This window comes from Planococcus antarcticus DSM 14505 (assembly GCF_001687565.2).
In the GTDB taxonomy this organism is placed as follows: domain Bacteria; phylum Bacillota; class Bacilli; order Bacillales_A; family Planococcaceae; genus Planococcus; species Planococcus antarcticus.
Map to the genome: position 1 here is coordinate 773,668 of NZ_CP016534.2, position 23,949 is coordinate 797,616.

At 41.6% G+C, this 23,949-nt stretch carries 22 protein-coding genes and 1 pseudogene; 22 read left to right on the top strand and 1 reads right to left on the bottom strand.

Annotation, left to right across the window (positions count from 1 at the left end; translation table 11 throughout):
• Positions 1-100: 100 nt before the first annotated feature.
• The 4 genes from BBH88_RS03930 to BBH88_RS19125 all read left to right on the top strand — a co-directional run bounded on the left by BBH88_RS03930 (position 101) and on the right by BBH88_RS19125 (position 4,141).
• A complete protein-coding gene (locus tag BBH88_RS03930; protein ID WP_065537229.1) occupies positions 101-1,501 on the top strand; it encodes an FAD-binding oxidoreductase in 1,401 nt (466 codons plus the stop codon).
• On the top strand, positions 1,502-2,503 hold the full coding sequence (locus BBH88_RS03935) for a bile acid:sodium symporter family protein (protein ID WP_006831350.1): 1,002 nt from the start codon (positions 1,502-1,504) through the stop codon (positions 2,501-2,503). It begins immediately after the preceding gene.
• Positions 2,504-3,029: 526 nt separating this feature from the next.
• A complete protein-coding gene (gene nadX / locus BBH88_RS03940) occupies positions 3,030-3,809 on the top strand; it encodes an aspartate dehydrogenase (RefSeq protein WP_065537228.1) in 780 nt (259 codons plus the stop codon).
• Between the two features lie 188 nt (positions 3,810-3,997).
• The gene (locus BBH88_RS19125; protein WP_006831352.1) at positions 3,998-4,141 is read left to right on the top strand and encodes a hypothetical protein; all 144 of its coding nucleotides are present in this window, start codon (positions 3,998-4,000) and stop codon (positions 4,139-4,141) included.
• Positions 4,142-4,750: 609 nt separating this feature from the next.
• Here BBH88_RS19125 and BBH88_RS18770 read toward each other — a convergent pair.
• Positions 4,751-4,909, bottom strand: a pseudogene (locus BBH88_RS18770) (helix-turn-helix domain-containing protein); the annotation flags it as partial.
• Between the two features lie 231 nt (positions 4,910-5,140).
• Here BBH88_RS18770 and BBH88_RS03950 point away from each other — a divergent pair.
• From BBH88_RS03950 to BBH88_RS04035, 18 genes are all read left to right on the top strand, one after another.
• The gene (locus BBH88_RS03950) at positions 5,141-5,494 is read left to right on the top strand and encodes a helix-turn-helix domain-containing protein (RefSeq protein ID WP_065537227.1); all 354 of its coding nucleotides are present in this window, start codon (positions 5,141-5,143) and stop codon (positions 5,492-5,494) included.
• Positions 5,495-5,786: 292 nt separating this feature from the next.
• Positions 5,787-6,827 carry a LacI family DNA-binding transcriptional regulator gene (locus BBH88_RS03955; RefSeq protein WP_006831355.1) on the top strand — a complete coding sequence of 347 codons (1,041 nt, stop codon included), beginning with the start codon at positions 5,787-5,789 and terminating at the stop codon, positions 6,825-6,827.
• Between the two features lie 39 nt (positions 6,828-6,866).
• On the top strand, positions 6,867-7,505 hold the full coding sequence (gene hxlA, locus BBH88_RS03960) for a 3-hexulose-6-phosphate synthase (RefSeq protein ID WP_065537226.1): 639 nt from the start codon (positions 6,867-6,869) through the stop codon (positions 7,503-7,505).
• The gene (gene hxlB / locus BBH88_RS03965) at positions 7,489-8,046 is read left to right on the top strand and encodes a 6-phospho-3-hexuloisomerase (RefSeq protein ID WP_006831357.1); all 558 of its coding nucleotides are present in this window, start codon (positions 7,489-7,491) and stop codon (positions 8,044-8,046) included. Before hxlA ends, hxlB begins: the two co-directional genes overlap by 17 nt.
• Before the next feature lie 59 nt (positions 8,047-8,105).
• Positions 8,106-9,137: a TRAP transporter substrate-binding protein gene (gene dctP, locus BBH88_RS03970; protein ID WP_197684188.1), complete on the top strand. Its 1,032-nt coding sequence runs from the start codon at positions 8,106-8,108 to the stop codon at positions 9,135-9,137.
• Positions 9,138-9,213: 76 nt separating this feature from the next.
• Positions 9,214-9,696 carry a TRAP transporter small permease gene (locus BBH88_RS03975; RefSeq protein ID WP_065537224.1) on the top strand — a complete coding sequence of 161 codons (483 nt, stop codon included), beginning with the start codon at positions 9,214-9,216 and terminating at the stop codon, positions 9,694-9,696.
• On the top strand, positions 9,693-10,985 hold the full coding sequence (locus tag BBH88_RS03980) for a TRAP transporter large permease (protein ID WP_006831360.1): 1,293 nt from the start codon (positions 9,693-9,695) through the stop codon (positions 10,983-10,985). The genes BBH88_RS03975 and BBH88_RS03980 overlap by 4 nt, the downstream gene beginning before the upstream one ends.
• Positions 10,986-11,021: 36 nt before the next feature.
• Positions 11,022-11,306: a cupin domain-containing protein gene (locus BBH88_RS03985; RefSeq protein WP_006831361.1), complete on the top strand. Its 285-nt coding sequence runs from the start codon at positions 11,022-11,024 to the stop codon at positions 11,304-11,306.
• A gap of 130 nt (positions 11,307-11,436) precedes the next feature.
• Entirely contained in the window at positions 11,437-12,393 is a 957-nt protein-coding gene (locus BBH88_RS03990; protein WP_065537223.1) for a sugar kinase, read from the top strand.
• A gap of 22 nt (positions 12,394-12,415) precedes the next feature.
• The gene (locus BBH88_RS03995; protein WP_006831363.1) at positions 12,416-13,033 is read left to right on the top strand and encodes a bifunctional 2-keto-4-hydroxyglutarate aldolase/2-keto-3-deoxy-6-phosphogluconate aldolase; all 618 of its coding nucleotides are present in this window, start codon (positions 12,416-12,418) and stop codon (positions 13,031-13,033) included.
• 519 nt (positions 13,034-13,552) lie between these two features.
• A complete protein-coding gene (locus BBH88_RS19990) occupies positions 13,553-13,747 on the top strand; it encodes a type II toxin-antitoxin system Phd/YefM family antitoxin (RefSeq protein ID WP_197684180.1) in 195 nt (64 codons plus the stop codon).
• A 260-nt stretch (positions 13,748-14,007) separates the two neighbouring features.
• On the top strand, positions 14,008-14,355 hold the full coding sequence (locus BBH88_RS19130; RefSeq protein WP_006831365.1) for a hypothetical protein: 348 nt from the start codon (positions 14,008-14,010) through the stop codon (positions 14,353-14,355).
• 519 nt (positions 14,356-14,874) lie between these two features.
• Positions 14,875-16,527, top strand: coding sequence for an SWIM zinc finger family protein (locus tag BBH88_RS04010; protein ID WP_065537222.1), 1,653 nt, complete (start codon positions 14,875-14,877; stop codon positions 16,525-16,527).
• A gap of 54 nt (positions 16,528-16,581) precedes the next feature.
• Positions 16,582-17,133, top strand: a complete 552-nt coding sequence (locus tag BBH88_RS04015; protein WP_065537221.1) for a DUF6155 family protein — start codon at positions 16,582-16,584, stop codon at positions 17,131-17,133.
• Between the two features lie 409 nt (positions 17,134-17,542).
• Positions 17,543-17,857, top strand: a complete 315-nt coding sequence (locus BBH88_RS04020; protein ID WP_065537220.1) for a TM2 domain-containing protein — start codon at positions 17,543-17,545, stop codon at positions 17,855-17,857.
• Between the two features lie 564 nt (positions 17,858-18,421).
• Complete coding sequence (locus tag BBH88_RS04025; RefSeq protein ID WP_065537219.1) at positions 18,422-22,195, top strand: DEAD/DEAH box helicase; 3,774 nt, start codon at positions 18,422-18,424, stop codon at positions 22,193-22,195.
• Positions 22,196-22,199: 4 nt separating this feature from the next.
• Complete coding sequence (locus BBH88_RS04030) at positions 22,200-22,952, top strand: hypothetical protein (protein WP_006831370.1); 753 nt, start codon at positions 22,200-22,202, stop codon at positions 22,950-22,952.
• Between the two features lie 180 nt (positions 22,953-23,132).
• On the top strand, positions 23,133-23,648 hold the full coding sequence (locus BBH88_RS04035; RefSeq protein ID WP_006831371.1) for a hypothetical protein: 516 nt from the start codon (positions 23,133-23,135) through the stop codon (positions 23,646-23,648).
• Positions 23,649-23,949: the final 301 nt, after the last annotated feature.

Sequence of the window (23,949 nt, forward strand, 5' to 3'; positions counted from 1 at the left end):
GATTATTATGTATAATTGGATTAATTGGTTGGACCAATTTAAAAAGAAAGTAAATCTATTCTATTTTTTAAGTTGAAAAGCAAAAAGGGAGCGAACATCTATGGCAATAGCTAATCAAGAAACCATCCTAAACCATTTGAAAGAGTATTTAAAAGCTGATCAAATCAGTATTAACGAAACCATTAAAGAACTACATGGTCAAGACGAATCCTACCATAAAATGAAGTTACCCGATCTGGTAGTTTTTCCAGAAACCGCAGAACAAGTTTCTACGATTATGAAAGCAGCAACGCAATATGGGATTTCAGTCGTACCATTCGGTCTTGGATCAAGTTTAGAAGGACACGTCATTCCGCAAAGCGGAGGGATGACCATCGATTTTTCATTGATGAACAAGGTGTTAAAGGTTTATGAAGAAGACTTTTTAGTGAAAGTGCAGCCTGGCGTTACTCGCTCTCAACTCAATAAAGAATTGAAAAAGTACGGCTTGTTTTTCACGGTAGACCCTGGAGCAGATGCGACACTCGGTGGAATGGCCGCCACCAATGCGAGTGGCACAACTTCGGTGAAATACGGGGTCATGCGCGACCAAGTGCGTGATTTAGAAGTGGTCATGGCGGATGGAACCATCATTCACACTGGAAACAAAGCAGCCAAATCCTCATCGGGTCTTCACTTGAATGGCTTGTTTGTTGGTTCTGAAGGAACGCTCGGTTGCTTTACCGAAATGACGCTGCGTGTTTATGGCATTCCTGAATTTATCACAGCAGCTCGGGCATCGTTTGCGACGGTTAAAGACGCTGTGGAAGCCGTCGTATCAATCTTGCAGGCAGGTATCCCAATTGCGCGCGTTGAGCTCGTCGATGAGCAATCGATGCAGCAAGTCAATAAATACAATGATACCGCTTACGCAGAAAAACCTACGCTATTTTTAGAGTTTCATGGCAATGAAGCAGGGTTAAAGCAAGATGTTGAATTCATGCAAGAAATCGTTCGAGGGCATGCTTGCGAAGAAGTCGCATTTGAAACAGATACGGCCGCTCGGAATCTTCTATGGGAAGCACGCCATACCTTGGCTTATGCCTATATTCACGGCTATCCCGGCAAAAAGATGATGGTAACAGATGTCTGCCTTCCTATTTCTGAACTGGCAGGAGCTGTCGGACATGCACGGGAAAATCTGATGAAGCTGGGCTTGCCTGGTGGAATCGTTGGACATGTCGGAGATGGCAATTTTCATGCGCTCATTATGATGGATATGAATAATCCGGAAGAAGTAGCAAGAGCGCAGGAATTTAATGAACGCATTGTTGTCTACGCACTAGAACGAGGTGGCACCTCTACTGGCGAACATGGTGTCGGAATCGGCAAACAAAAATACCAGCAACAAGAACACGGCAATGCTCTTGAAGTTATGGAGAAAATCAAAGCGGTGCTGGATCCAGGCAATTTACTGAATCCTGGTAAGAACATCAAATCAGTAAAAAGGGGAGTCGAGTAAATGAAAGTTCTCAATGGATTGAGTAATATTGCTGGAAAATATTTTGCGGTTTGGGTGATCTTGATAGCGCTCGTTGCTTTTTTGTTCCCGTCCGCGTTTGTCGGGTTAGGTAGTTATATTACGATTCTCCTTGGTGTTGTGATGTTTGGTATGGGATTAACGTTAAAACCTGTAGATTTCAAGATTATTGCGAAAAGCCCGCTTCCGGTTTTCGTCGGAGTGGCAGCTCAGTTCTTGGTCATGCCTTTCGCTGCATTTGGCATTGCTTATTTATTAAATTTGCCACCTGAATTAGCAGCAGGACTTGTTCTGTTAGGTTGTGTACCAGGAGGAACAGCATCAAATGTTATGGTGTATTTGGCAAAAGGAAATTTGGCGTTGTCTGTTGCCATGACCTCGTTGTCGACGTTAATGGCGCCCATCATGACGCCGTTACTATTACTGCTTTTAGCCGGACAATGGCTTCCCGTAAATCCAATGTCAATGTTTGTTTCCATCATTCAAGTGATCATTGTGCCGATTGCACTTGGTCTATTGGTTCAAAAGCTAATACCAAAAGTGGTCGAAAAAACGATTTCGGTTATTCCACTTATTTCAGTTGCCGCAATCTTGATTATTGTGTCAGCCGTCACAGCAGCTAATGCAGAAAACGTCATCAGTTCAGGATTCATCGTTTTCTTAGCGGTCTTTTTACATAATAGCTTTGGCTTAGTCCTCGGTTATTTGACGGCAATGGTGATGGGTCTCGACGAAGTAGATCGCCGTGCAATTTCGCTTGAAGTCGGCATGCAGAATTCCGGTTTAGGAGTCGCACTGGCAACAGCACATTTCAGCCCACTCGCCGCTTTACCGAGTGTTTGGGGGGCGATTTGGCATAATATTTCTGGACCTATCCTCGCGACGATTTGGTCGAAAAAACCATCTGCTACAGAAAAACCAGTAGAAGTGAACCGAGCTTCTGAAGTACAGCCTGGTAAAGCATGGGCCAGAACGAATAAATAAAAATTTTGCTATACAGAGTGAAACAAAAAGCCGTCCAGCGTATGGGTGGCTTTTTGAATGGGAAAGTAGTTTTCGTATTAAATCTAGTTATGCAAAAGGCGTCCCTGTGGTAAACAAAATTACCGATATGCAAAAAATTGCATGTCCAGAAGTCAGTTCTAGTGAGCAAGGAGGGAGTGATAATGTATTTATAGAAGAAAGTAAGTATTCATAATTGAGCCGTGCAGGGAGAATTTAGGAACTGATGGGAATTGTTAAAGCAAATGCGAAGTGTAATAAATAAGCATGTCAGTTGATTGAGAACTATATCGACTTATCTCGCAAAAAAAATTTCCAATGCCGGTCTTATAGTTTACTTGAAAATGCGACCGGCTAGGAATTTGAAACATTTTCTGCATGCAATAAAACTATCTTCAACAAAATCAATCGCTTTCGAAGATGGCAGTTGTATATTTAAGGGTACAGTATAGATAAGGTTTCATTGGAATGCGGGAAGTTTTCAAACAATTGTGTGAGGAGGACAATCATGAACATCGGAATCATCGGGACAGGTAATATTGCGGCGTATTTACTAGAGCAAGTGAATGGCAACCAGATGGTCGACGGAAAAGTGACGGCTATTTTCGGACGTAACCGAGAAGTGGGACCGCGCTTGAGTGAGCAATTTACTGTTGATTTTTATACGGATATCCAGGAATTTTTGAAGACACCACTCGATATCGTTGTGGAGGCAACGACCGTGGAAGCGGCTGGCTATTATTTAGAAAATGTGGTGGCAAACAAAAAAGACCTCGTTGTCAGCAGCATCGGCGTTTTCAAAGACTCCGATTTCTTAGACAGAGTCAAACGGCAGGCGAGGTCTTCAGGCACGCGCATCTTCTTACCGTCTGGTGCCATTGGCGGATTGGACGTATTGCAATCGGCTAAAGCTACCGGTGGCTTGAAACAAGTCCGGATCACAACAAGGAAATCACCCGCATCTCTTGGAATTGAATCGGCCGAAGAAAAAGTGATATTCGAAGGATCAGCCTATGAAGCTGTCGAAAAATTCCCGAAGAACGTCAATGTGGCGATGACGCTCGCGCTTGCAGGAGTCGGAGTCGAGAAAACGACAGTGCGTGTCATTGTCGATCCTGCCGTTGTAAGGAATACCCACACCATCGAAGCGCTAGGGGATTTTGGACGGATGGAGCTGCAAGTCGAAAACAATCCGATGCCCAGTAACCCGAAGACGAGTCTTCTCGCCGCATTGAGTATTCTGGCGGTGCTGCAGAATAAAGATCAGGCGTTGAGGATTGGGAATTAAGTTTAAGCAACTGACGCAGTATTGAAAAGCGATCTAGCTGGATTATAGAGTGTATGCAGAATGCTAGGATCGTTTCTTTTTTGCTTGAAAACCAAAAAAAAAATGGCTCTAATCTTAGAAAGAACTGCTTTTTATAAAAAATATACTCGGAGAGATTAGCTCAAAGATATAAATAGGGGGTGAATCATGTGGATGCTTTTGCAATTATGGGATTTACTTTTGGAATGACGGGATTCTCTTTTGGTCTGGTTGGGTTTATTTTGAGTACTGCAGCAACTAGTAAAATTACCAAACTCGAAAAGAGAATAGATGATTTGGAGAAAAAATCTTGAACAATGTCTTACATTGGTGTGGTCTTTTATTAAACAAACGAATCACTTTCCGAAATGAAATTTAAGGTTCTTTCAAAGAAGGTCATAGAAGATGATGATTTTTTAAGGTCTCTTAAGAGAGGGAATCCCATTTGTTATTATGGGTGGAATTGCTTTGTTGCTTTATTTTCAAGGACAGTATTCGGATGCTAAAAGTACTTTTTGGGTGAGCCTGATCTTGTTTTTTGTTGGTGCCACATCTGTAATTTACAGTGTTGTTAAGAGGAGTTTAACCAAATAAACTATTATTCGCTTTTTAGTAATGTTAGCTACTGTTTTGCCTATTCTTTTGTTTAGTGGCTGGTTTGAAATTTCATCAGTTTTTGATGTTTTAAAGCTATTCTTTATTTTCCTGTTGTTTGGTCTTGTTTTATGGTCATTTTCATAATCATTAATCAGTTTTTTCAAGCTAAGTAGTTGAATAGGATTGACCAATTTTGTTGGATAAGCGCAATTGTCCATGCAGCTTACACATAAGAAACCTCAGTAAATTTGTAAGTATAGGGTTACTGGGTTTTTTTAGTGTATGCGAGAAATAACTTTTAAAGTCACAACGTGTTTCAAAACGATTCAATCCCGCAGAGTCAGCGCCAAATGTAGTACGGCGGCTTCTTGAAAATTAGACGGATCTAATCCGGTCACACCGTGAATCTTTTTCAGTCGATAACTCAAAGTATGCCGATGAATATTTAACCAAGCAACGGTTTCTGCGCTGTTTTTATTGTAGGTAAAATACGTTCTAGACGACTATATCGCATAAAATGCCGCTCTCTGGATTTAGATTCCAGGGAGTGGATTTTTATTTTCTAAATAAACTTTATTTACCAAATAAGTAAAATTTCATTTATCATCCAATCACTAATATGATACTATTAAATCAAGTCTTAAGCCTTATTGATTATTCTTTGCCGACATTTTTTAACTATCTTTCCCAATTAAATTAACTCGAGGAGCAACTATATGACAAAATTAGTCGAGAACTTAAAATCACTACGATTACAGAATAAGTTGTCTCATCAAATTGTTGCAGAGCATCTGAAGATTACCAAAGCGGTTTACGGAAAATTTGAACTCGGCACTACAGAACCGCCGCTGAAGCTGATAATAAAGATGGCAGACTTATACAATGTCTCCATAGATGAATTGGTTGGAAGACAGTTTACGCCTAATGGTCAGGTGATCAGTCAGTTGTTGATGAAGAAAGAAATGACCAAAGAGATTAATGTTTTAGTAAAACAATTGGGCAATCAATTCATTCAAAGTAAAGAAGCGGACATTGTTAAGAGAATGAAACAGAAGTTTGATTTGAATTGATTTTTTAATGATTTATTGGTAGAAAATGGAGAAGAAGCAGTATGAATCGAAGAAAACAGCGACAAAGTAGCAGATGGGACTGATGGTCCTGAAGCTAAATAATCAGATGTTAAAGAACCAGATTCCGAAGAGAAGTACTCTTTGAGATTCGTTTTTTTAATTCTACTTAACGAATAAAAAGAAATCTGATTAATTTGAATAAAAACATTGTAAAGCGCTTTCATTTTATGTATACTTGGTAAAACGGTTTACTAAACCGGTTTAGTAAATATTTTAGGGTGGAGAAGATATGATGAAAACTGTCACCATGGCCGATGTAGCTAAACATGCCAATGTCTCTAAAAGTACCATATCTCAATATTTAAACAAGAGATTCGATTACATGAGCGAAGATACTAAAAATAGAATAGAAGAAACAATCCGATTTCTGGATTACCGTCCAAACATTCTGGCCAGAAGTTTAAAGCAAAAATCGACAACGACAATCGGCGTTATTGTAGCAAATATTCTTCATACTTTTTCTTCTCAAATAATCAGAACTGTGGAAGATGTGTGCAATGAAACAGATTTTCATGTGATGGTTTGTAATGCGGATGACGATCCGGTAAAAGAAAAAAAGTACATTGAAATGCTTCGTGCCAAACAGGTAGACGGCATTATTCTTCTTCCGACAGGCATTAACGTGGAACTCTATAAAGAGATGGCCCTTAACAAATATCCAGTGGTATTTGTTGACCGTACAGTGCCTGGTGTGCAAATTCCATCGGTTCTATTAGATAACGAAAAAGCTGGTGAAATTGCAGTTCAGCATTTTATCAACAATGGATTCGAGCGCATTGGCATTATTACAAATATTATTAAAAACGTAACACCACGGAAAGAACGTGTTAAAGGTTATAAAGAAGCTTTGTTGAAAAATGGTTTTGCCATCCGGGATGAATATATAAAAAATCTCGAGGTTTCAAACGTTCAAAAAGGACTAGAGGAAATGATGGCCCTGCCAGAGCCGCCCCAAGCAATTTTAGCCGGTAATGACTTGGTATTAATTGAAATTCTAAAACATATTAAAAAACAAAACATTCGAATTCCGAACGACTTGGCTGTGGTTGGAATAGATGAAGTATCTTTTTCAACATTTTATGAACCGGGTCTGACAATTATTGAGCAGCCAGCCATTGAGATTGGTAAAAAGGCTGCAGAACTATTACTAAATAAAATACAAACAAAAGATTTTGAAAGTGAAACGGCTGTATATCGTTATGATCCAAAGATGGTTGTAAGAGAATCGAGTAATCGAATCATGTCTGATGAAGAGTCTCAGAAATTAACTTAATACAAAAGGCGATAACGAAAGGAAAGGAGAGGAATTGGTATGAACTTTCAACTGGCCTTGGACCGGTTAACAAGAGATCGGTGTTTTCAACTCCTAAAAGAAACGGAAGCTTCGATTGACTGGATTGAAGTAGGGACCGGCGTTATTAAAGAATATGGAATGACGATTGTTCGTGACATAAAAACAGCTTATCCAGAAAAAATACTAGTGGCTGATATGAAAACCTGTGATGCCGGACAGCACGAAGCGATTCAGGCTTTTGAAGCAGGGGCGGATATTACGACGGTCATGGCTTTTTCAGCTGATCGAACAATTACAGCCACACTTGAAGTGGCGAAAGATTACGGCAAGCGTGTCATGGTTGATTTGCTCGGAGTCACAGATCCATCTCGTTTGATTGAACTGCAGAACCTCGGGGTGGATCTCATTAGTCTGCATTATGGCAAGGATATGCAGCTTGAAGGAGAGATGAAAGAAAACTTATTTACTCTAATCGACGGCTTGGAGGGAATGGAAGTGGCTATTGCAGGAGGGATCAACCAACATTCTCTTTCAGGACTACTCGGAAAACGGCTCGATACCATCATAATTGGCAGCGCTATCACCGCAGCTGATAATCCAGGGCAGACGGCAAACGATATGAAAAAGGTGGTGAAACAGTATGAAGTCGATCATTGAAACAATTGCTGAAGAAATTTCAATTGTTCTTTCGAATATTAACGAAGACGAAGCGAATGAACTTGTTGAATATCTAAGAGGAGCTAACCGAGTATTTGTCTACGGGGAGGGACGCTCCGGGCTCATGGGGAAAGCGTTTGCAATGCGGTTAATGCATGGAGGATTCCCTGTTTTTGTGATAGGCGAAACAATTACACCGAGCATAGAAGCGGACGATTTGCTGGTTGCGATTTCGGGCTCTGGATCCACAGGGGCTATCCTGCAATTTGCTGCTAAAGCAAAAGAAGCGAAGGCCAAGGTCTTTCTTGTAACAACAAACAAATCTTCTGAAATTGCTGAGGTATGTAACGGCATGTTGATTGTTCCTGCAGCAACAAAGTATAGGCGAGACAACGAACCTTCAACTATTCAGCCACTGGGAAATCAATTTGATCAATCGGTACATCTTGTACTTGATGCCATTATTATTGCGACACTTCAAACGAATGACCAGCAGTCCAGTTACGAAGAAATGACAAAACGACATGCCAATTTGGAATAAATCATGGTAAGAAGAATTAAAATAAAAATTCCAGCAATAAAAAATGAGGAGGAAGAATGATGAAAAAAATAGTTTTGTTAACTTTATTCATGCTTGTAGCTTTATCCATGGTTTTAGCAGGTTGTGGCACTGATGAAAGCTCAGGTTCCGAGGGCGAAGGTGCTGAAAAAATCAAGCTGATTGCAGCGCATAATCAAACAACACCAGATACTCCATACTCTGTAGGTTTAGAGAAATTTAAAGAAGTCGTGGAAAGTGAATCTGATGGCAATATCGAAGTAGAAGTGCATGAAGGAACAATCGGAACAGAAGAGTCCGAGTTAGTGGAAAAGCTCAAATTAGGAGCAGCTGACGTGGTTCTTGTCTCTCCAGGTTTTATGACGCAAACAGGCATAGAAGAAGTAGATTTATTCGCGCTTCCATATTTGTTCGATAGTTTTGATCATTGGGAAGAAGTGGTTGACGGAGAAGTAGGCGAAGAAGTTGCTTCAATCGTAAATGAAAAATCGAATAATGATTTTAAAATTGTAGGATACTGGTCTGCGGGAGTAAGACATTTCTATGGCAAAGCTCCACTTGAAAAAATGGATGATTTAAATGGCATGACCATCAGAACACAAACTTCAGGAGTTGTTTCTGATTTCTGGAAGCAAGCAGGCGCTGTCCCTACATCTGTAGCTTGGGGTGAATTATATCAAGCATTACAACAAAATGTCGTAGACTCTGCTGAAAACGCGTACCCATATTTCGTGGCGCAAAATCACCATACGACGAAAAATGGTAAATACGTTACAGAAACAGCACATGACTATACAACAAGATTTCTATTGGTAAATGGCAATGATTTCGACAAGTATACCGAAGAACAACAAGAAATTATTATGAATGCTGCGGAAGCTTCTGTAGTTGCTGAAAGAGAAGCGCTTTACGTTCAAGAAGAAGAATATAAAGAAAAAGCAATCGCTGAAGGCGCTGAAGTTAGCGAAATCGATACGGCACCATTTATTGAAATCGCTGAACCTTTGCAAGATCAGGCAACTAAAGATATGGGGACCGAGGATTTACTGGGAAAAATTAGAGATCTTAAGTAAATGGAAGCTTATTAAAGGGGAGGGAGGTAGGCTTGCTTATTCTTCCTTTTAATCTTTTGTTGAGAGGACGTTAAATATGGTTAAACTTCTAGAAAAAACGCAAATGACTATTGGTGTTATTACGTTGTCGATATTTTTTATTGCGATTATCATTCAAATTGTATCCCGCCATATGGGCGTATCCATCATCTGGACAGAAGAAGTAGCCAATTATTCATTTATTTGGTCTATTTTCATGGGCGCATCTGTCATGGTGAATCAAAAAGAACATTTTAGTTTTGACTTTTTAACGCTGAAGTTTAAAGGAAGAAAGAAAGCCGGATTGCTGCTTTTTATCGACACGATTGTTTTATTGTTTGCGCTAGCTCTTTTGTATTATGGAATTGAAGCAGCAAGTACATTTTGGAACTATAATTGGGTGGCATTGCCAGAGATGAAAATGGGCTATGTATGGATTTCCCTTCCGATTATGGGGTTAACAATGGCTATTTACTCAATTAATCATTTAGTTAACGGTCTTAAAGACTTAAAGGCACTCAAAAGGGGGACTAGTACATGATCGGTTTTATACTCATTGCTGTGTTTCTAGTCCTTATGTTTATTGGAGTTCCGATCGCTTTTGTTATCGGCATTGTTTCGTTTATCGGTGTGTTCAGCATCGAGGCACTACCGGAAGTAACGGTACCGATTAAAATGCTCAACGGAATCGATTCCTTTGTGCTTTTGGCAGTGCCTTTGTTCATTTTGGCAGCTAATTTAATGAACCACGGGAAAATATCACAAAAACTAATCGATTTGTCACTGTCAGTTGTGGGTCATATAAGAGGTGGTTTGGCTCATTCCAACATTTTGGTTTCGATGATTTTCGCGGGAGTTTCCGGTGCAGCACAAGCGGATACGGCAGGAGTTGGGAAAATCCTGATTCCAAATATGAAAAAACAAGGATATGACACGGAAACGGCAGTTGCTGTTACGGCTGCTTCTTCCACCATTGGTGTCATCATTCCACCAAGTATTCCAATGATTATTTTTGCCGGCTTAACGAATGCTTCTATCGGTGCTCTATTTCTTGGCGGAATTGTTCCAGGAATTTTAATCGGAGTCGGCATGATGATTTTCCTTTATTTTATGGCTTTGAAAAAAGGTTACCCACGTTCGGAACGAGCTTCTGCTAGCCAATTTTTCAAATTATTGCTTGAGACATTTCCAGCTTTACTAACACCAATTATTATTATTGGTGGAATTATCACTGGATTCTTTACAGCAACTGAAGCTGCGGCTATTGCGTCGCTTTATACTTTTGCAATTAGCATGTTTTATTATAAAACATTAAAATTAACCGATGTGCCAGGTATCTTAAAAGATACACTCGCATTAAGTTCTCTTTCGCTATTTGCACTGGCTGCAGCAAGCGCTTTAGGTGAATTAATGAGTTATTATCAATTATCAGTAATTGCACAAGATTTCTTTGTGAATAACGTGGGTACAAAATGGCTATTCATCATTATCATCATTTTTTTCTTCTTGTTTATTGGTACGTTTATGGATGCTATTCCGGCAATGATCTTATTTGTTCCAATCATTTTGCCGACGGCAACGTTATTTGAAATGGATCCTGTTCACTTAGGATTAATCGTTGTTATGACATTAGCAATCGGACTGGTTACGCCTCCATACGGGTTATGTCTATTACTGGCAGCGAAAATTGGGGATTTAAGTATAGAAAAATCGTTGTTGGCAATTTTGCCATACATCGCCATCATTATGGTAGTTCTTCTATTCGTAGCATTCTTCCCAGAAATCGCTTTTTACTTACCGAAACTAATTAACCCAGATTTGTTCATCTAAACGGCGAGTAAATTTGAAAAAGAAAGGAAGATTTGGATGGTTACGAGAGAGATTTTATCGAGTCAAGGATCTGTCATGGTAGTAAAAGTTCAATTAGCTGAAGGATTTGCTGGAGACGTCGATCAGCATCCCGAAGAGCAAGTCAGCTATATTGAAAAAGGACAAGTGGAATTTGAAGTTGATGGCCACAAAACAATGTTGAATGTAGGAGATACACAATATATTCCTTCTAATAGCAAACATCAAGTGAAAGTATTGAAAGAATGTACCATTTTGGATATTTTCACACCGATCCGACAAGACTTGCTAGACAAGATTTGATGAACGGCAGGAAAAAGAAGAAGCAATAACACCTCTCCTGTTTTTTAATTAAAGCGAATATCTGTATTTCTTGCTTGGGACAATAAAGATATTGTCCGAAATTATAGGCTCATTGATAGGAGTGAAGATTTTGTCAAAAGAATTTAGTATTTTTACATTAGGTGATGCATTAATTACTTTTGATCCTTCAGAAACAGGTCCTTTGCGTTACGTTCCAAGCTTTACACGGAGAGTCGGGGGAGCAGAATTGAACTTTGCTATCGGATGTGCTCGATTAGGATTGCATATAAAATGGGCAAGCAGGTTGGGCGGAGACGAATTTGCCCGAGTGATTTATAATTTCGCAAGGGGCGAAGGGGTCGATATGACAAATGTTGAATTCGTAGAAGGATATCCCTCTTCATTGAATTTTAAGGAGATCCGGGAAGATGGTACGGGGAAAACATTCTATTATCGTTACAATTCACCAATCTTGACGATGGTTCCAGAAGATATAAAGGAAGAGATGTTAGAAGGTATCGACCTTATTCATCTGACTGGAGTATTTTTGGCAATAAATCCGAAAAATTTAGAAATCACCAAACGGGTACTGGAAATTGCCAGAGAAAAAGATATCACGGTTTCCTTTGATCCTAACATCCGCTTAAAGCTTTGGACTTTGGAACAAGCGAAAGCGGCTTATCAAGAGATTTTTCCTTTTGTCGATATTCTTCTGACAGGATTGGATGAAATTGAAATGATCATCGGTGATACATCTCCAAAAGCGCTTGAGAACTGCGCGAAACATTATGAAATTCAACAATTGGTTGTCAAAGATGGAGTCAACGGCGCAAAAGTGCTGTATGACAAGACTTGGTATGCAAAAGAAGCATTTTCTATAAAGCCGATTGACACAGTAGGTGCGGGAGATGGCTTTGACGCGGGTTATATCTACTCAGTCCTGAACGGCTTCTCTCCGGGGAGAGCACTCGAATTCGCCAACGCTGTAGGCGCATTAGTGACCACCGTTTCGGGGGACAATGAAGGCCTTCCTTATTTGGAAGAAGTGCAGGCATTGATTGGCAATGAAAAAGTAATTGAACGATAAAGTAAAATAAGGGGGCATTAATTTGTTGAGATATTCTATTCTTTCACAGCTTGAAAGTGCGAAGGTGATTGCGGTAATCAGGGGCGGTAGCGCGAAAGAAGCGATTGAATTGTCTAGAGCAGCGATTGAAGGCGGTATCCGTGCGATCGAGTTAACCTATACAACGCCTCAAGTGGAAAAAGTTTTTGATGCTTTAGCTCAAGAAGATGTTCTACTGGGAGCGGGTTCAGTACTTGACACTGAAACAGCGCGACATGCAATTTTAGCAGGAGCCAAATTTATCGTAAGTCCCAGTTACATGAAAGAGATCTCGCCTCTTTGCAATCGGTACAGCATCCCTTACTTGCCTGGCTGCACTACACTGCGTGAAATGGTTAAGTCACTGGAGGGGGGAAGTGATATCATCAAATTGTTCCCAGCAAATAATATTGATCCATCATTCATCAAATCAATTAATGGACCGCTCCCGAATGTCCGTGTTATGCCAACAGGGGGAATTAACCTAAACAACATGTCAGATTGGCTGACTGCTGGTGCTGTGGCAGTTGGCATCGGCAGCGATTTGAATAAGGCTTACGCTTCTGGCGGCTTTGCAGCTGCTGTTGAGCTTAGTCGGAAATATATGGAGAAGGTACGATGAAGTTAGCGACAGTCGGAACCAATTGGATAAAACCGTGTCCTTGTGTCAGCGACAATTTACGCTATGCAAGAAAGCTGCTTGTCCAAAAGCCATTCCCGTTTATTTAGGGAATGGCTTTTGTGTTTTTATAGGGAGTACCAAGTATTTCTAATTGAAGCGCTCATAGTGGACTTGAGGGGAATTATGGGAGTAATTAGATGGTTTCTCCAACAAGTTATAGACGAAAGAACACTGAAGCGAAGAGCGGTTTAACGTGGCAAAAAAGAAAAAATAAGATAATCTTGGAGAGGCGCACAGCTATCTTGGTGCTCAGCAGCGTAGTTACCTTTCTGTACACACAGTCACTCACAGCAACCGTCACTGTTTGTAGCCGGTTTTACTGGGATACTGGCAATTGTGAAGACCAACCAAATCAATAAGTAGAAAAAATTGGACCCGTCAAGGATTTTGCAAGTGGACGAGGTTCCCGTGGTGGGATTTGAAGAGTTTTTGGTCTGGGTTATAAGGCTGTAGGATTATATGAATAAGGTCACAGACGATTTTGAAACGATAGTTATCACACAAAAAAACGTCGTTATGATATCCGCTGAGGAATATAATAATTTGATGGGAAATCTTCATTTTCTCGACAATGAAACGAATCGCAAGCACTTAATGGAATTCAAAAAAATTGGAGGAAGGCTTGTTCGTTTCACAGAGCCTTTTGGATGCTGATTGAATGAATATTATTTTTACAGAATACAGTCGTATAACGAAAATGCCACCCTAGAAATCAGCTGATCTTGAAGATGGCATTTATTTAACGCTCTTTGCAGATAGTCGGTATAGAAGTGATTTGGAAAATACTTGAATTAAAACAAAACCCAATAAAATCACTTATTATAAAATATTTCCGATTCTTACCAGATTCTAATGTTTCTCTCATTCTTGTCTTACTTTTAAAAGTTATGATTGGTTTGGAAAACAAGTAGAGGATGAATAATTTTGAAGGAAAAATTTTTGATTGGAACGGTAGCTGGAACGGCAATTTTTGGGGGTCTTGGTGGCATCTAACGTCGCAACTCATTCTGGAATTACCGCAGAGCAAGCTCTTTAATCATGCGGAAGAGAACATCCAAGAAGTGGAGCTTTCTTTTGAAGAAGACCAAAATTATGATGAAATTCAAATCGAAAGCAGTACTACTGATTACGAATTCAACATGGATGCAGTAAAAGGAGAAATCTTAGATCAAAATGCAGAGCAACAAGAAGCTGAGGAAAATCCTTCCGGCAACAGCAACTACCCAAATGAACCAGCAGAGGTTGCTCTATTTAACGAGTAGGATACAATTATCGAGCAAGTAAATACAGAGAACTTGACTTACTATCTGTCTACTGATAACCAAGGAAACCGCATCATGTTCCTAGTTGACGGTGAAGGTAAAGAATAATTTAAAACCATTTTCGTCAAATACGAAAACCACTTGAAAATCATTGATGTAAAAAATGGTGGATTGGTGTATAGCGGCAACATTTAATTGCCGTAGAACTCAAGCAGTTACAGCATGTAATTAGATAGATCAAATACCACCTTCAAACGATTTTGAAGGTGGTATTTTTGATTTGTCGGCACGAACAACAGGTATTTACAATTTAAGAATAGGTCAAGATTATTCGTAGAACAAATGGTTTGCGCAAATTGATGGGGAATTCAGGATCGATATTTCATCAATTTATCTTATCATCAAATAATGAATGTCGATTTATAAATTAAAGAGAAAATAAAAAAACCAATAGACCCCTTGTTCATGTTTTTACCTCAAAAGTCAGACAGGTTATAATCAATTCAAGGGGGAATCGATATGAAATTAAGTAATCTAGAAGCCTATGTACCCGCTAAGCTGTACAACCGCGGTGTGGATTATTTTGAGCGTGATTATGTGGAGGAGTTGAGAGAAAACGCACCGAATCGCTGGCATGCGCTTGTGTCAGGCACTAGAGATTATCACGTATCGATCAATTTGACCGGAAAAGAAACGGTTTCGTCGACTTCTTGTAACTGTCCTTTCGAATCTGATTCTTTGTGCAAGCATGAAGTAGCGGTATGTCTGGCTATTGTTGAGTACAAAGAGGAGAATCCTGGCGGTGCGGCGGACGTACTTCCAAAATTAAAAGCAATGAAAAAAGCAGAGCTGCTGAAAATTTTAGAAGACTTGCTGCAACAACAACCAGCAGTCAATCAATATTTGGTAGAGAAGTTTTCAGAACCTGTAGAGATGAATGACAACGTGGCACGTCGTCTCATCCGTAAATCAGCCAGTCGCGCGAGTCGTAGAGGGTTTATTGAATGGGACCGTACGGATGATGCGGTCGAAGGAGCACTCGAGGTCCAAGAGTATTTGGATGCCTTACATCCGCAGAAAGACAGCGAAATGTTGATTCGCTTCAATTTAATCATCATCGAAGAATGTACAGAAATGCTGCAAATCGCAGATGATTCATCAGGTAGTATTGGCATGGTTATTGATGAAAGCTTAGCGAATATTCAAGAGGCGATGGAACAATGGCCGGAACAGTTAAGCGAAGAGCGAGTCGATCGCATGCTGGAGCTGCTTTATCCCCAAATTCTTTTTGGATTGGAACAAGACATCACCAACGCAGCCGAAGAACTAACAGAGTCTGTCATGCAGTGGACTAGTCAAGGGGAGCACAGCGATAAAATCTATGGGTTTATTGAGAAAATCATTGCCAGTAAAGAGATGCAAAACAAGACTTACCATTATGATGAAGAACGATTCCGCACTTATCAGTTGGCAATTTTGCAGGAGCAAGGTAATAAAGAAAAGATTGAGTCATTCTGCCAAAAACACCGGAGTTATCCTGATATCCGCAAAGCGGAAATAGCGCTAGCGCTAAACCAAGGGGAGTTCAAGAAGGCGGTTCGCTTGTGCGAGGAATCGGAACAACAGGATTCAGCGTTGCCTGGATTGGTGTACGGTTGGAAAGAGCTGCGCTTTAAGGCGTATGAAGAGTTGAACAGCGTTCCAGAAATGATTGAGCTCGCTTACACGTTTACAGTCGAAGGAAACGAAACGTATTATGGCAAGTTGAAAAATCTAGTGGACTCCGAACAATGGCCGGCGATGCTAGAAAAACTACTTGTAGAACTGAAAACAAAGGCACGAGGCAAAGCACTTTACGTCATCATCCTTATCGACGAAAAAAGAACTGAAGACTTGCTGGAATACTGCCGCTCTAATGTCAGTGGAATTGAAACGCTTTATCCGCATTTAATGGGGGATTATCCGCATGAAGTGAATGAAATTTTTACATCGTACATCTATCGCTCGATTGAATCTGCTTCCGATCGTAAGAAATACCAAGCAGCCTGTGACAAAATCAAGACTTTCCAAAATGCATTAGGAGCTGAGGCGGCAAGAGGGCTAATTGAAGAACTTAAGTTTATGTACCCGAAACGCAAAGCACTGCTCGACGAGTTGTCGAAGATTCAGTAGATGAGGTGAGCTGCACCGAAATGCAATTGGAATAGAAGAAAGGAGGCGTGTTAAATGGCCAAGCTAAAAGTGGCTGAGCTGAAAAAACATCTCAAGTCCTTTGACAAGGAAGATTTGATCCGGCTGATTGTCCAGTTGTCGAAAACCAGTAAAGAAGCTCAGAACTATCTGGTCGCTGAAGTGCAGGGAGAAGCAGCGATCGCTGAGCTATACGAAGAAGCAAAGAATAAAATAAAAAATGAATTTTTCCCGCAAAAGGGGGAGCCTAAATTCAGACTCTCCGAAGCGAAAAAAGCCATTAGTAATTTCGCGAAATACACGGATGACAAATTGCTAAAGACCGATTTGATGTTGTATTATGTGGAGCTTGGGACGGATTTCACTAGTGCTTACGGAGACATCGACGGTCCATTTTACGATAGTCTAGCCTCAATGTTCAGTCGAGTCACCAAAGCATGTGATGGAGATTTGGACATGCTGCGGAATTTCGGCGACCGCCTAGAAGTTGTTTATTCAAATGCGGGACATGTCGGGTGGGGATACAAAGATGATTTAGCGGAAAGCTATTATTCAATCGGTTGGCCGGAAGATGAAGGAGCCAAGTAATAGAATGTTCTTTTCAAAATCGTACCCCCATGTCAAACCAAATCGACGCTGTGCAAGAAAACTCTATAGCCAAAAGCGATTCCCGTTTATTTAGGGCAAGTACTTGTAATTAATCCATTCACAGATACCATGGGAAAACTGCAAAATATCAATCTGGAATTACGTTTCAAAAATTACTTCCAGGTTGTCGTTGCTTACCATATACGACGTTGGGAGTTTTTTTTCTTGTCTCGTTTGATAAGTTTTGCTCTATATTCCGCGAATGTTGAGGCATGTCATGCAGCGAAATTGATGACTATTAATAGAGTATGACCATTTTGGTTTATGTACAACAAATTTTAATAGACTAAAAGAATTAATTATTGTAATATTAAGGAATAAAAATAAACCTTTTGATATGAGGAAAAAAATGACAACGTTTAATTCAAGTATTCAGAGTAAACAAGGACTCACAAGTGAACAACTAATGATCGTTCAACAGGAAATGGAAGCAAAAGCTAAAAAGCCACTGATAGCTTATCTGTTATGGTTCTTCTTAGGAACTCTTGGTGCTCACCGTTTTTATCTTGGTAACACAACTCTGGCAGTGTGCATGTTGCTTTTTGGATGGCTAACTCTATTCATTTGGCCGTTTGTTGATGTGTTTTTCATCGGAGGCCGTATTAGAGCCATTAATGAGCAGGTTGAAACACATGCGATTGCTCAAGTGAAATCTTACAATTAAGTCCGAAATCGCATCCCCATGTCAAACCAAATGTACGCTATGCAAGAAAACTCTGTAGCCAAAAGCCATTCCCGCTTATTTAGGGAATGGCTTTTTTTTATAGGAAGTAAGTAAATATTCCTAATTGAGCCGCTCACAGGGGCCATGTGGGAACTGCTGGAAGTAATTAGATAGATTCTCTGACGACTTAATTTGTTTTTCACCCTCAATTGCATTACTTGAATTTGTTGGTTTCCGGCATGCCTGAGATGAGCCAGTAGACGAGTTTCGCTTCGTCTAGGTAGCCGCTTTCAAGGGACAAGTAACGTGGGAATTCGACCTCCTGATTTTTTTGTATAGTATACCCACCTTGAGTCAGAAATCATCTTGCTCTCAAAAACGAATAACTTTATTCACCTATGCTTCCTTAATTCACTTTACACAAAAATAATCGAACATATATTCGCTGAAATTCACAACTTTTAGAGCTCATTGCCACCAATAGATGATATGATTAGATGAAAACAGATCAGGCAGAATGAGTCGATTTGAAATTTCTTCAGCTTTAAAAGAACAGGTGATTAAATGGTGAAAGCACATACAGCTACATACAAAACTTCAATGCGATTGACCAAGACGGCTACGGAAAAAATGGGAGGGTTCGGTATCAGCGAACGCTCATTTTTTGTTGCGGACAAACCTTTTAAGGCGTTTATCGAGCGGTATCCGTCCAACGCAGATGGCGAGCTTTCGGTTGCGCTGATTTTGGACAGGGCGGAAAATGTTCGGCTGACTGGAAGGGACATCGAGGGATCGATCGTCCTTCACGCAGTCTTCACGAATCACAATCTGCTGGTCACCAACTTGACCATGCGGAAATCCTTTCAGGCGCTCGGTACCAATTGGCAGCGCGAGGAATACTTGGTGTTCGACCGGTCCCGTGATCCAGCACCTGTCTCCTTGATCAATCTGATCAACCGGATGACGCCGGCGAAGGAAAGTTCGGATTATGTCAAAAAAAGGATTGGTAGTTGGGAAGGCTATTTGAAAATCCAGGAACGCGGCATGGACATTCCGGACATCAAGACTGCTTATTCGAATCTGTCGTTCAGCCATGATTTCAGCCGCATCACCTTGAAGGGATGCCAGCTAAAAGATACGGAATGGAAACAGCTAAAAAACCTGACAGTGCGGCTTGTCGGGATTTCGGGTGATGTTGGTACGGTCGTAAAAGCAGCAAATCGGATTGTGGAAATAGAGCTCCAAAACTATATAGTCAAGCAACTGCGTAAAAACGGATTATCACTAGATAAAAAAGAAGTTGTTTTTAGTAACTTCGCGGCATTGAGCCAAATTAGACGGCTGCGACAAGGCTTTACCAATTTAGAAAAAGGACTTGCGGTAAATCCAAATCTTGATCGGCTTTTATTTGAAGAAAAACCGCCTGTTAAGCCACTGAGACCGTTAGAAAAGTTGTCTTTCCACAACCAGCTCAATGAGTTCCAGCAACGAGCCGTGTCGGGTGCAATGGCGGCAGAAGATCTGTACGTCATTCAAGGTCCACCGGGGACAGGGAAAACCACCGTTATTTCAGAAATCTGCTTGCAAAATGCCCGGAAAGGATTGCGGACGCTGGTTGCCTCGCAGTCGAATCTAGCGGTTGATAACGCACTTGGCCGTTTGCTTGCAAACAAAGACATCCGTATTTTGCGTGTCGGACGGACTGAGAGCATCGAAGAAGAAGGCAAGAAATTCATTGAAGAAAACGTCGGGCAGTATTGGAAAGACCATACGCTGGAAGAAATCACAGCGCAATACGACATGCGTGAAAAACGAGAACCGGAATTGAAAAAAGAGCTAGTGAACAATGAGCAGGCAACCGGGAAATTGCAACCGGTTTATGAAAGTTTGGCGGCGGCCGTTGAAGAAAAAACAAAAGCACAAGACCAGCAGCAAGCGATTCAAAAGCTGCTTGAACGGGAGCAAGTCAAACTGACAGCATTCGAACTCCAGAAGGGCAAAGCTGTAAACGAAAGCAGGGAACTGGCGCATCGTTTGCACGCACTCGAGGAATTGATTGACCAGGATTCTGAGTTTATGGATCGCAAAGAAAACAGCGCTTGGTTCCAGGAAGAGCAACAGCGGATCCACAAACGCCTCAAACTGCTTGAGCGTGCACTTGGACTTCCCCGGCTTGAGCAGGACCTTTCTGTAAAGCGGCAGGATCTCGCAGTAGTTACGGAAAGACGCGATCAAATCGCAGAGATCATCGAGCAGAAAAACGTTGCCGTCAGTGAAATGGACAGCATCAAGAAAATCGATGGCTTGCTTCAGGTGCTGAAAGAACAGCGTGTTGAGGAAACGCCATCCATCACCTACTTGATCAATCGGCTGGAAGCCAATCGTGAAAACATGGCAGAATGGGGCAAGCTCAATCAATACAACGAGCAGGTCACGGCGGCGATTTCCTACATCGAAAAGCTAGTGGTGCCAGCAGGCATTTCTGTTGTCGATTTGAAGCAGCAGGCGCTGGAAAAGACAGAAGCTTATACGTCTGCCGAAATCGACGGGTATTTGGAAAAGCTACGAACGCTATTGAAAAGCGCTAAGCACCATGATCCAGCCATTTTGCAAAAAGCACTCACCGGCTTATACAGAAGGCAAAATGATTTGTGGAGAAGAGGCGCCAAGCTCAAAGCGTTTGACGTCTATGCAACCGAGTCGAAACGGGCTTTCCATGACTTAAAAAAGCAGTTGTGCGAGGAGCTTGGCAATCAGCAGAAACAGTACCGCGTATGGGACGAGAAATTGCTGGAGCAACAGGAAAAGAAGCAAGAGGACATGGCACCGCTTGAGCAGCGTTACCGGCAAATGCCAAACTTGGCGGACCTGCCAGCTGATCTCGAAGCGGCAGTCCGTGAGCAGAAAATGGAACTAACCGAGCTGCAAAAAAACAAAGCCCTCTATGAAAAGGTGCAGCAGCGAATTACGGACCATCAAACTGATCGCACAGAAAAGACAATGGCACTGGAAAACAACGATGCCCGGATTGCTGAAATGAATGAGGAAATCCAGCAAGTCGAAGCGGCAGTAAAGGGGCACGGACAACAGCTGCTCGCGTTAAGCGAGATTTTGTCTTCGGATGTGGAGCGGCGGTTGGAACAGACGGCCAAAAAACTCGCCAGTTTATCCTTCGCGAAGGAATCGCTCAAGCAGGAAATGAAAAATTTGCCTTTACTTCAGTCGGTACAGAAAAAATGGCTGGATTTATTGGCAGGAGCGAACGAACACGATCTGGACGAAATCCGGAAAATGTACATCAAGCACGCCAATGTCATCGGAACGACCTGTGTTGCCTCGGCGCGCAAAGATTTTATCGACAACTACCCGGAATTTGATGTGGTCATCATCGATGAAGTGTCCAAAGCGACCCCGCCGGAGCTACTATTGCCGATGCTGAAAGGTCAGAAAATTATTTTAGTCGGCGATCACCATCAATTACCGCCGCTTCTTGGTAACGATACGCTAGAAGAAACGCTCCATGAAATGATCCAAGAAGACAACGGCTTTGAAGAAAAGAAAGAACTCGAAAAGCTGCTAGAAGAGTCGCTATTCGAACGTCTTTATAAAAACCTGCCAGCAGCCAACAAGACGATGCTCGCCATTCAATACCGGATGCACGAAGACATCATGGAAACTATTACACCGTTCTACCGGCTGGACCATGATCAACTCCAATGTGGCATAGAAGATTCTGACCAGGATCGCGACCACCTGCTTGAATCTACTGTGGTGAAGCGGCACAACCACCTCATGTGGCTAGATTTGCCGAACGAAGAGGCGTATTTTGAAGAACGGATGAGCGGAGGCAAAAGCTTGTACAATGCAGCTGAGCTTCAGGAAATCCGTGCGTTATTGATCGAGTTGAACAACGCGGCTGAGGAAGCCAAGCAGGCAGGAAGAATCCCACCAGATCAGCAGAAGAGTATCGGTGTCATTAGCTTTTACGGCGAACAGATCAAGCGGCTGCAGCGGATGATCGACCAAGAGTTGCGTTTGCCGCATTTGATTGTCCGAACAGGCACGGTTGACCGGTTCCAGGGAAGCGAACGAGATATCATTGTGCTGAGCATGGTGCGTAATAACCAAAACAAGCAAGGCGATATCGGCTTTGCGAAAGATTACCGGCGACTGAATGTGGCGTTGTCGCGTGCCAAGGAATTATTGGTATTGGTCGGCAGTTCTCAGATGTTTACAGAGCGCGCCAAGCAGTCAGAAACAAGAAATATGTACAAGCATGTGTTGGAAGTTGTGAAAAAGAAAAACGGCTTAAAGCTGTTGGCGAAGAGCGGAGGTTGAAAATGTGGATAAGCTGATAGAGGAGCTGCGAGAAAGTGTAGTGGAAGATCCCGACGTGTCAATCATAAACGACGAGCTGTGGAAACTGCCAATCGTTTTATACGATGTCGGGTTTAGCCGTGTCAAACGCTTGAAGATGGACATTTTGATGAAAATGCTGCTGCTTGCTTTTCAGGAAGCCGATATTCGCCGTGCTGCCACTTTGTCTGACATGCTGTTTGTGGAAGAGCTGTTTATCAGCGACTTGATCGATAAGATGCAGCGCACGGGTTTGATTGGACTGGAAAAGCCGGGCTATAAGCTAACGGCGAAAGGTTATGATTACCTGGGCAAAGGTATTTTTGACGAAGAGATGGATGGGGACGAAACCGTGATCGCTTATAGCACGGTTCACGATCAATACCGATTAGCTGAAGATAATGGCCCTGAGGCAGAAGAAACGCTTCCGTTGTACCGCTATTCGGTGAAAGGCAACCTAAACAAAGATCGCTTGCAGCAACTTCTTTCCAAAGAACGTTTAGCGGTGGAAGAAGAGAGTTTTCAAACGGTAGTTACCGGAATTACGGGCTGCGTTGAGCATGACAAGATTTACATCCCGTGCATTGAATTTCAATTATACGACCGCAAGCAGGACATTTTTTATGCCCGCGTCTGGAATACGTTGACCGGTAGCTGGGACGAAACACTGGAGAAACAGATTGAAGCGCGTGAGCTGGTGAAATGGCGCAACGCGATGGTGGAGCAGCCAGTCTCATGAAAACCGGTATTTATGCCTCCATATAAAAAGGCAGGTGCAAAGTTGAATTCGTGCCTGCTTTTTTATATGAATTGAAAATGAATAATCAAAAATTTTTATTCGTTAGCTTATTGTAAAAAACTAGGTGGTCTGCTACGCTATTCAGTATAGGAACGATTACGAATTAAAGGAGACCGGATCATGTCGAATCTCTCACTGGCAGAAGCTGTGAAGTTGAAATCTGTATTAGCAAAACGCATTCATGAGTTAGAAGAAGAGATGGACCGTGTAGCATTTGTGGAAATGGAAAAAGGCAGTAAAAAGCCAAAACAAGCGCGTTCACTTTCGAAAGTTGAAGAAGAGATAGATGACATCCGAAAAGATTTTCGTCTATTGGATAAATTGATGTACCAAGCCAATTTCAAAAACAAAGTGAGCTTTAACGGGGAAGAGTTAGCCATTGTGGAGGCAATCGAATTGGCAACGCAATTGCGAGCTAAAGCACGGAAGTTTAAAGAGTTCGGGTCATCCGCAAAAGAAGACCTTCAATTTGGTTATGGAGAAGGCGTCCCGGTCATTCGAAAAGCGATGTTCGATCCGGAAGAATACCGTGTCAAAGCAGTTGAGCAAGAGCGACTAGCGAACCGACTATCAAATGCTATCAACACCAAAAACTATTCAATCGTTTTAGATTTTGATAGCGACAAGTATTTCTAATCCTTGGAGAGGTGAGACTCCGCTTCAAGGCATGGAAGGAAACCTCTTTTGTACTTCGGTGCAACTAAATTCCAATGGCTACTGGCAAACCCATGACCCATACCCCATTACGATGTTACCTGTTACCGATAACCAACCAAAAGCAATTGACGGTCGATGACCACATTCCTGTTTTAAAATTCCTTCCATGAATCCTCTTGCTTCCGAGCAGGAGGATTTTTAGCTTCTGTAAGAAAAAGCTGGCATTTTATAATTTACTATAAAAGCTGATGCCATGAATGTGAAGGGACAGAGGACGAAC

Excerpts from the sequence above, each read along its gene's own strand:
- hxlA (WP_065537226.1), top strand. The coding sequence starts at position 6,867 with ATGAACTTTCAACTGGCCTTGGACCGGTTAACAAGAGATCGGTGTTTT.
- BBH88_RS03930 (WP_065537229.1), top strand. The coding sequence starts at position 101 with ATGGCAATAGCTAATCAAGAAACCATCCTAAACCATTTGAAAGAGTAT.
- BBH88_RS04025 (WP_065537219.1), top strand. The coding sequence starts at position 18,422 with ATGGTGAAAGCACATACAGCTACATACAAAACTTCAATGCGATTGACC.
- BBH88_RS03935 (WP_006831350.1), top strand. The coding sequence starts at position 1,502 with ATGAAAGTTCTCAATGGATTGAGTAATATTGCTGGAAAATATTTTGCG.
- BBH88_RS03975 (WP_065537224.1), top strand. The coding sequence starts at position 9,214 with ATGGTTAAACTTCTAGAAAAAACGCAAATGACTATTGGTGTTATTACG.
- BBH88_RS04015 (WP_065537221.1), top strand. The coding sequence starts at position 16,582 with ATGGCCAAGCTAAAAGTGGCTGAGCTGAAAAAACATCTCAAGTCCTTT.
- BBH88_RS03980 (WP_006831360.1), top strand. The coding sequence starts at position 9,693 with ATGATCGGTTTTATACTCATTGCTGTGTTTCTAGTCCTTATGTTTATT.
- BBH88_RS03985 (WP_006831361.1), top strand. The coding sequence starts at position 11,022 with ATGGTTACGAGAGAGATTTTATCGAGTCAAGGATCTGTCATGGTAGTA.
- BBH88_RS04020 (WP_065537220.1), top strand. The coding sequence starts at position 17,543 with ATGACAACGTTTAATTCAAGTATTCAGAGTAAACAAGGACTCACAAGT.
- BBH88_RS04010 (WP_065537222.1), top strand. The coding sequence starts at position 14,875 with ATGAAATTAAGTAATCTAGAAGCCTATGTACCCGCTAAGCTGTACAAC.
- nadX (WP_065537228.1), top strand. The coding sequence starts at position 3,030 with ATGAACATCGGAATCATCGGGACAGGTAATATTGCGGCGTATTTACTA.
- BBH88_RS19990 (WP_197684180.1), top strand. The coding sequence starts at position 13,553 with ATGAATAAGGTCACAGACGATTTTGAAACGATAGTTATCACACAAAAA.
- BBH88_RS03955 (WP_006831355.1), top strand. The coding sequence starts at position 5,787 with ATGAAAACTGTCACCATGGCCGATGTAGCTAAACATGCCAATGTCTCT.
- BBH88_RS03950 (WP_065537227.1), top strand. The coding sequence starts at position 5,141 with ATGACAAAATTAGTCGAGAACTTAAAATCACTACGATTACAGAATAAG.
- dctP (WP_197684188.1), top strand. The coding sequence starts at position 8,106 with ATGAAAAAAATAGTTTTGTTAACTTTATTCATGCTTGTAGCTTTATCC.
- BBH88_RS19130 (WP_006831365.1), top strand. The coding sequence starts at position 14,008 with ATGAATAATTTTGAAGGAAAAATTTTTGATTGGAACGGTAGCTGGAAC.
- BBH88_RS04035 (WP_006831371.1), top strand. The coding sequence starts at position 23,133 with ATGTCGAATCTCTCACTGGCAGAAGCTGTGAAGTTGAAATCTGTATTA.
- hxlB (WP_006831357.1), top strand. The coding sequence starts at position 7,489 with ATGAAGTCGATCATTGAAACAATTGCTGAAGAAATTTCAATTGTTCTT.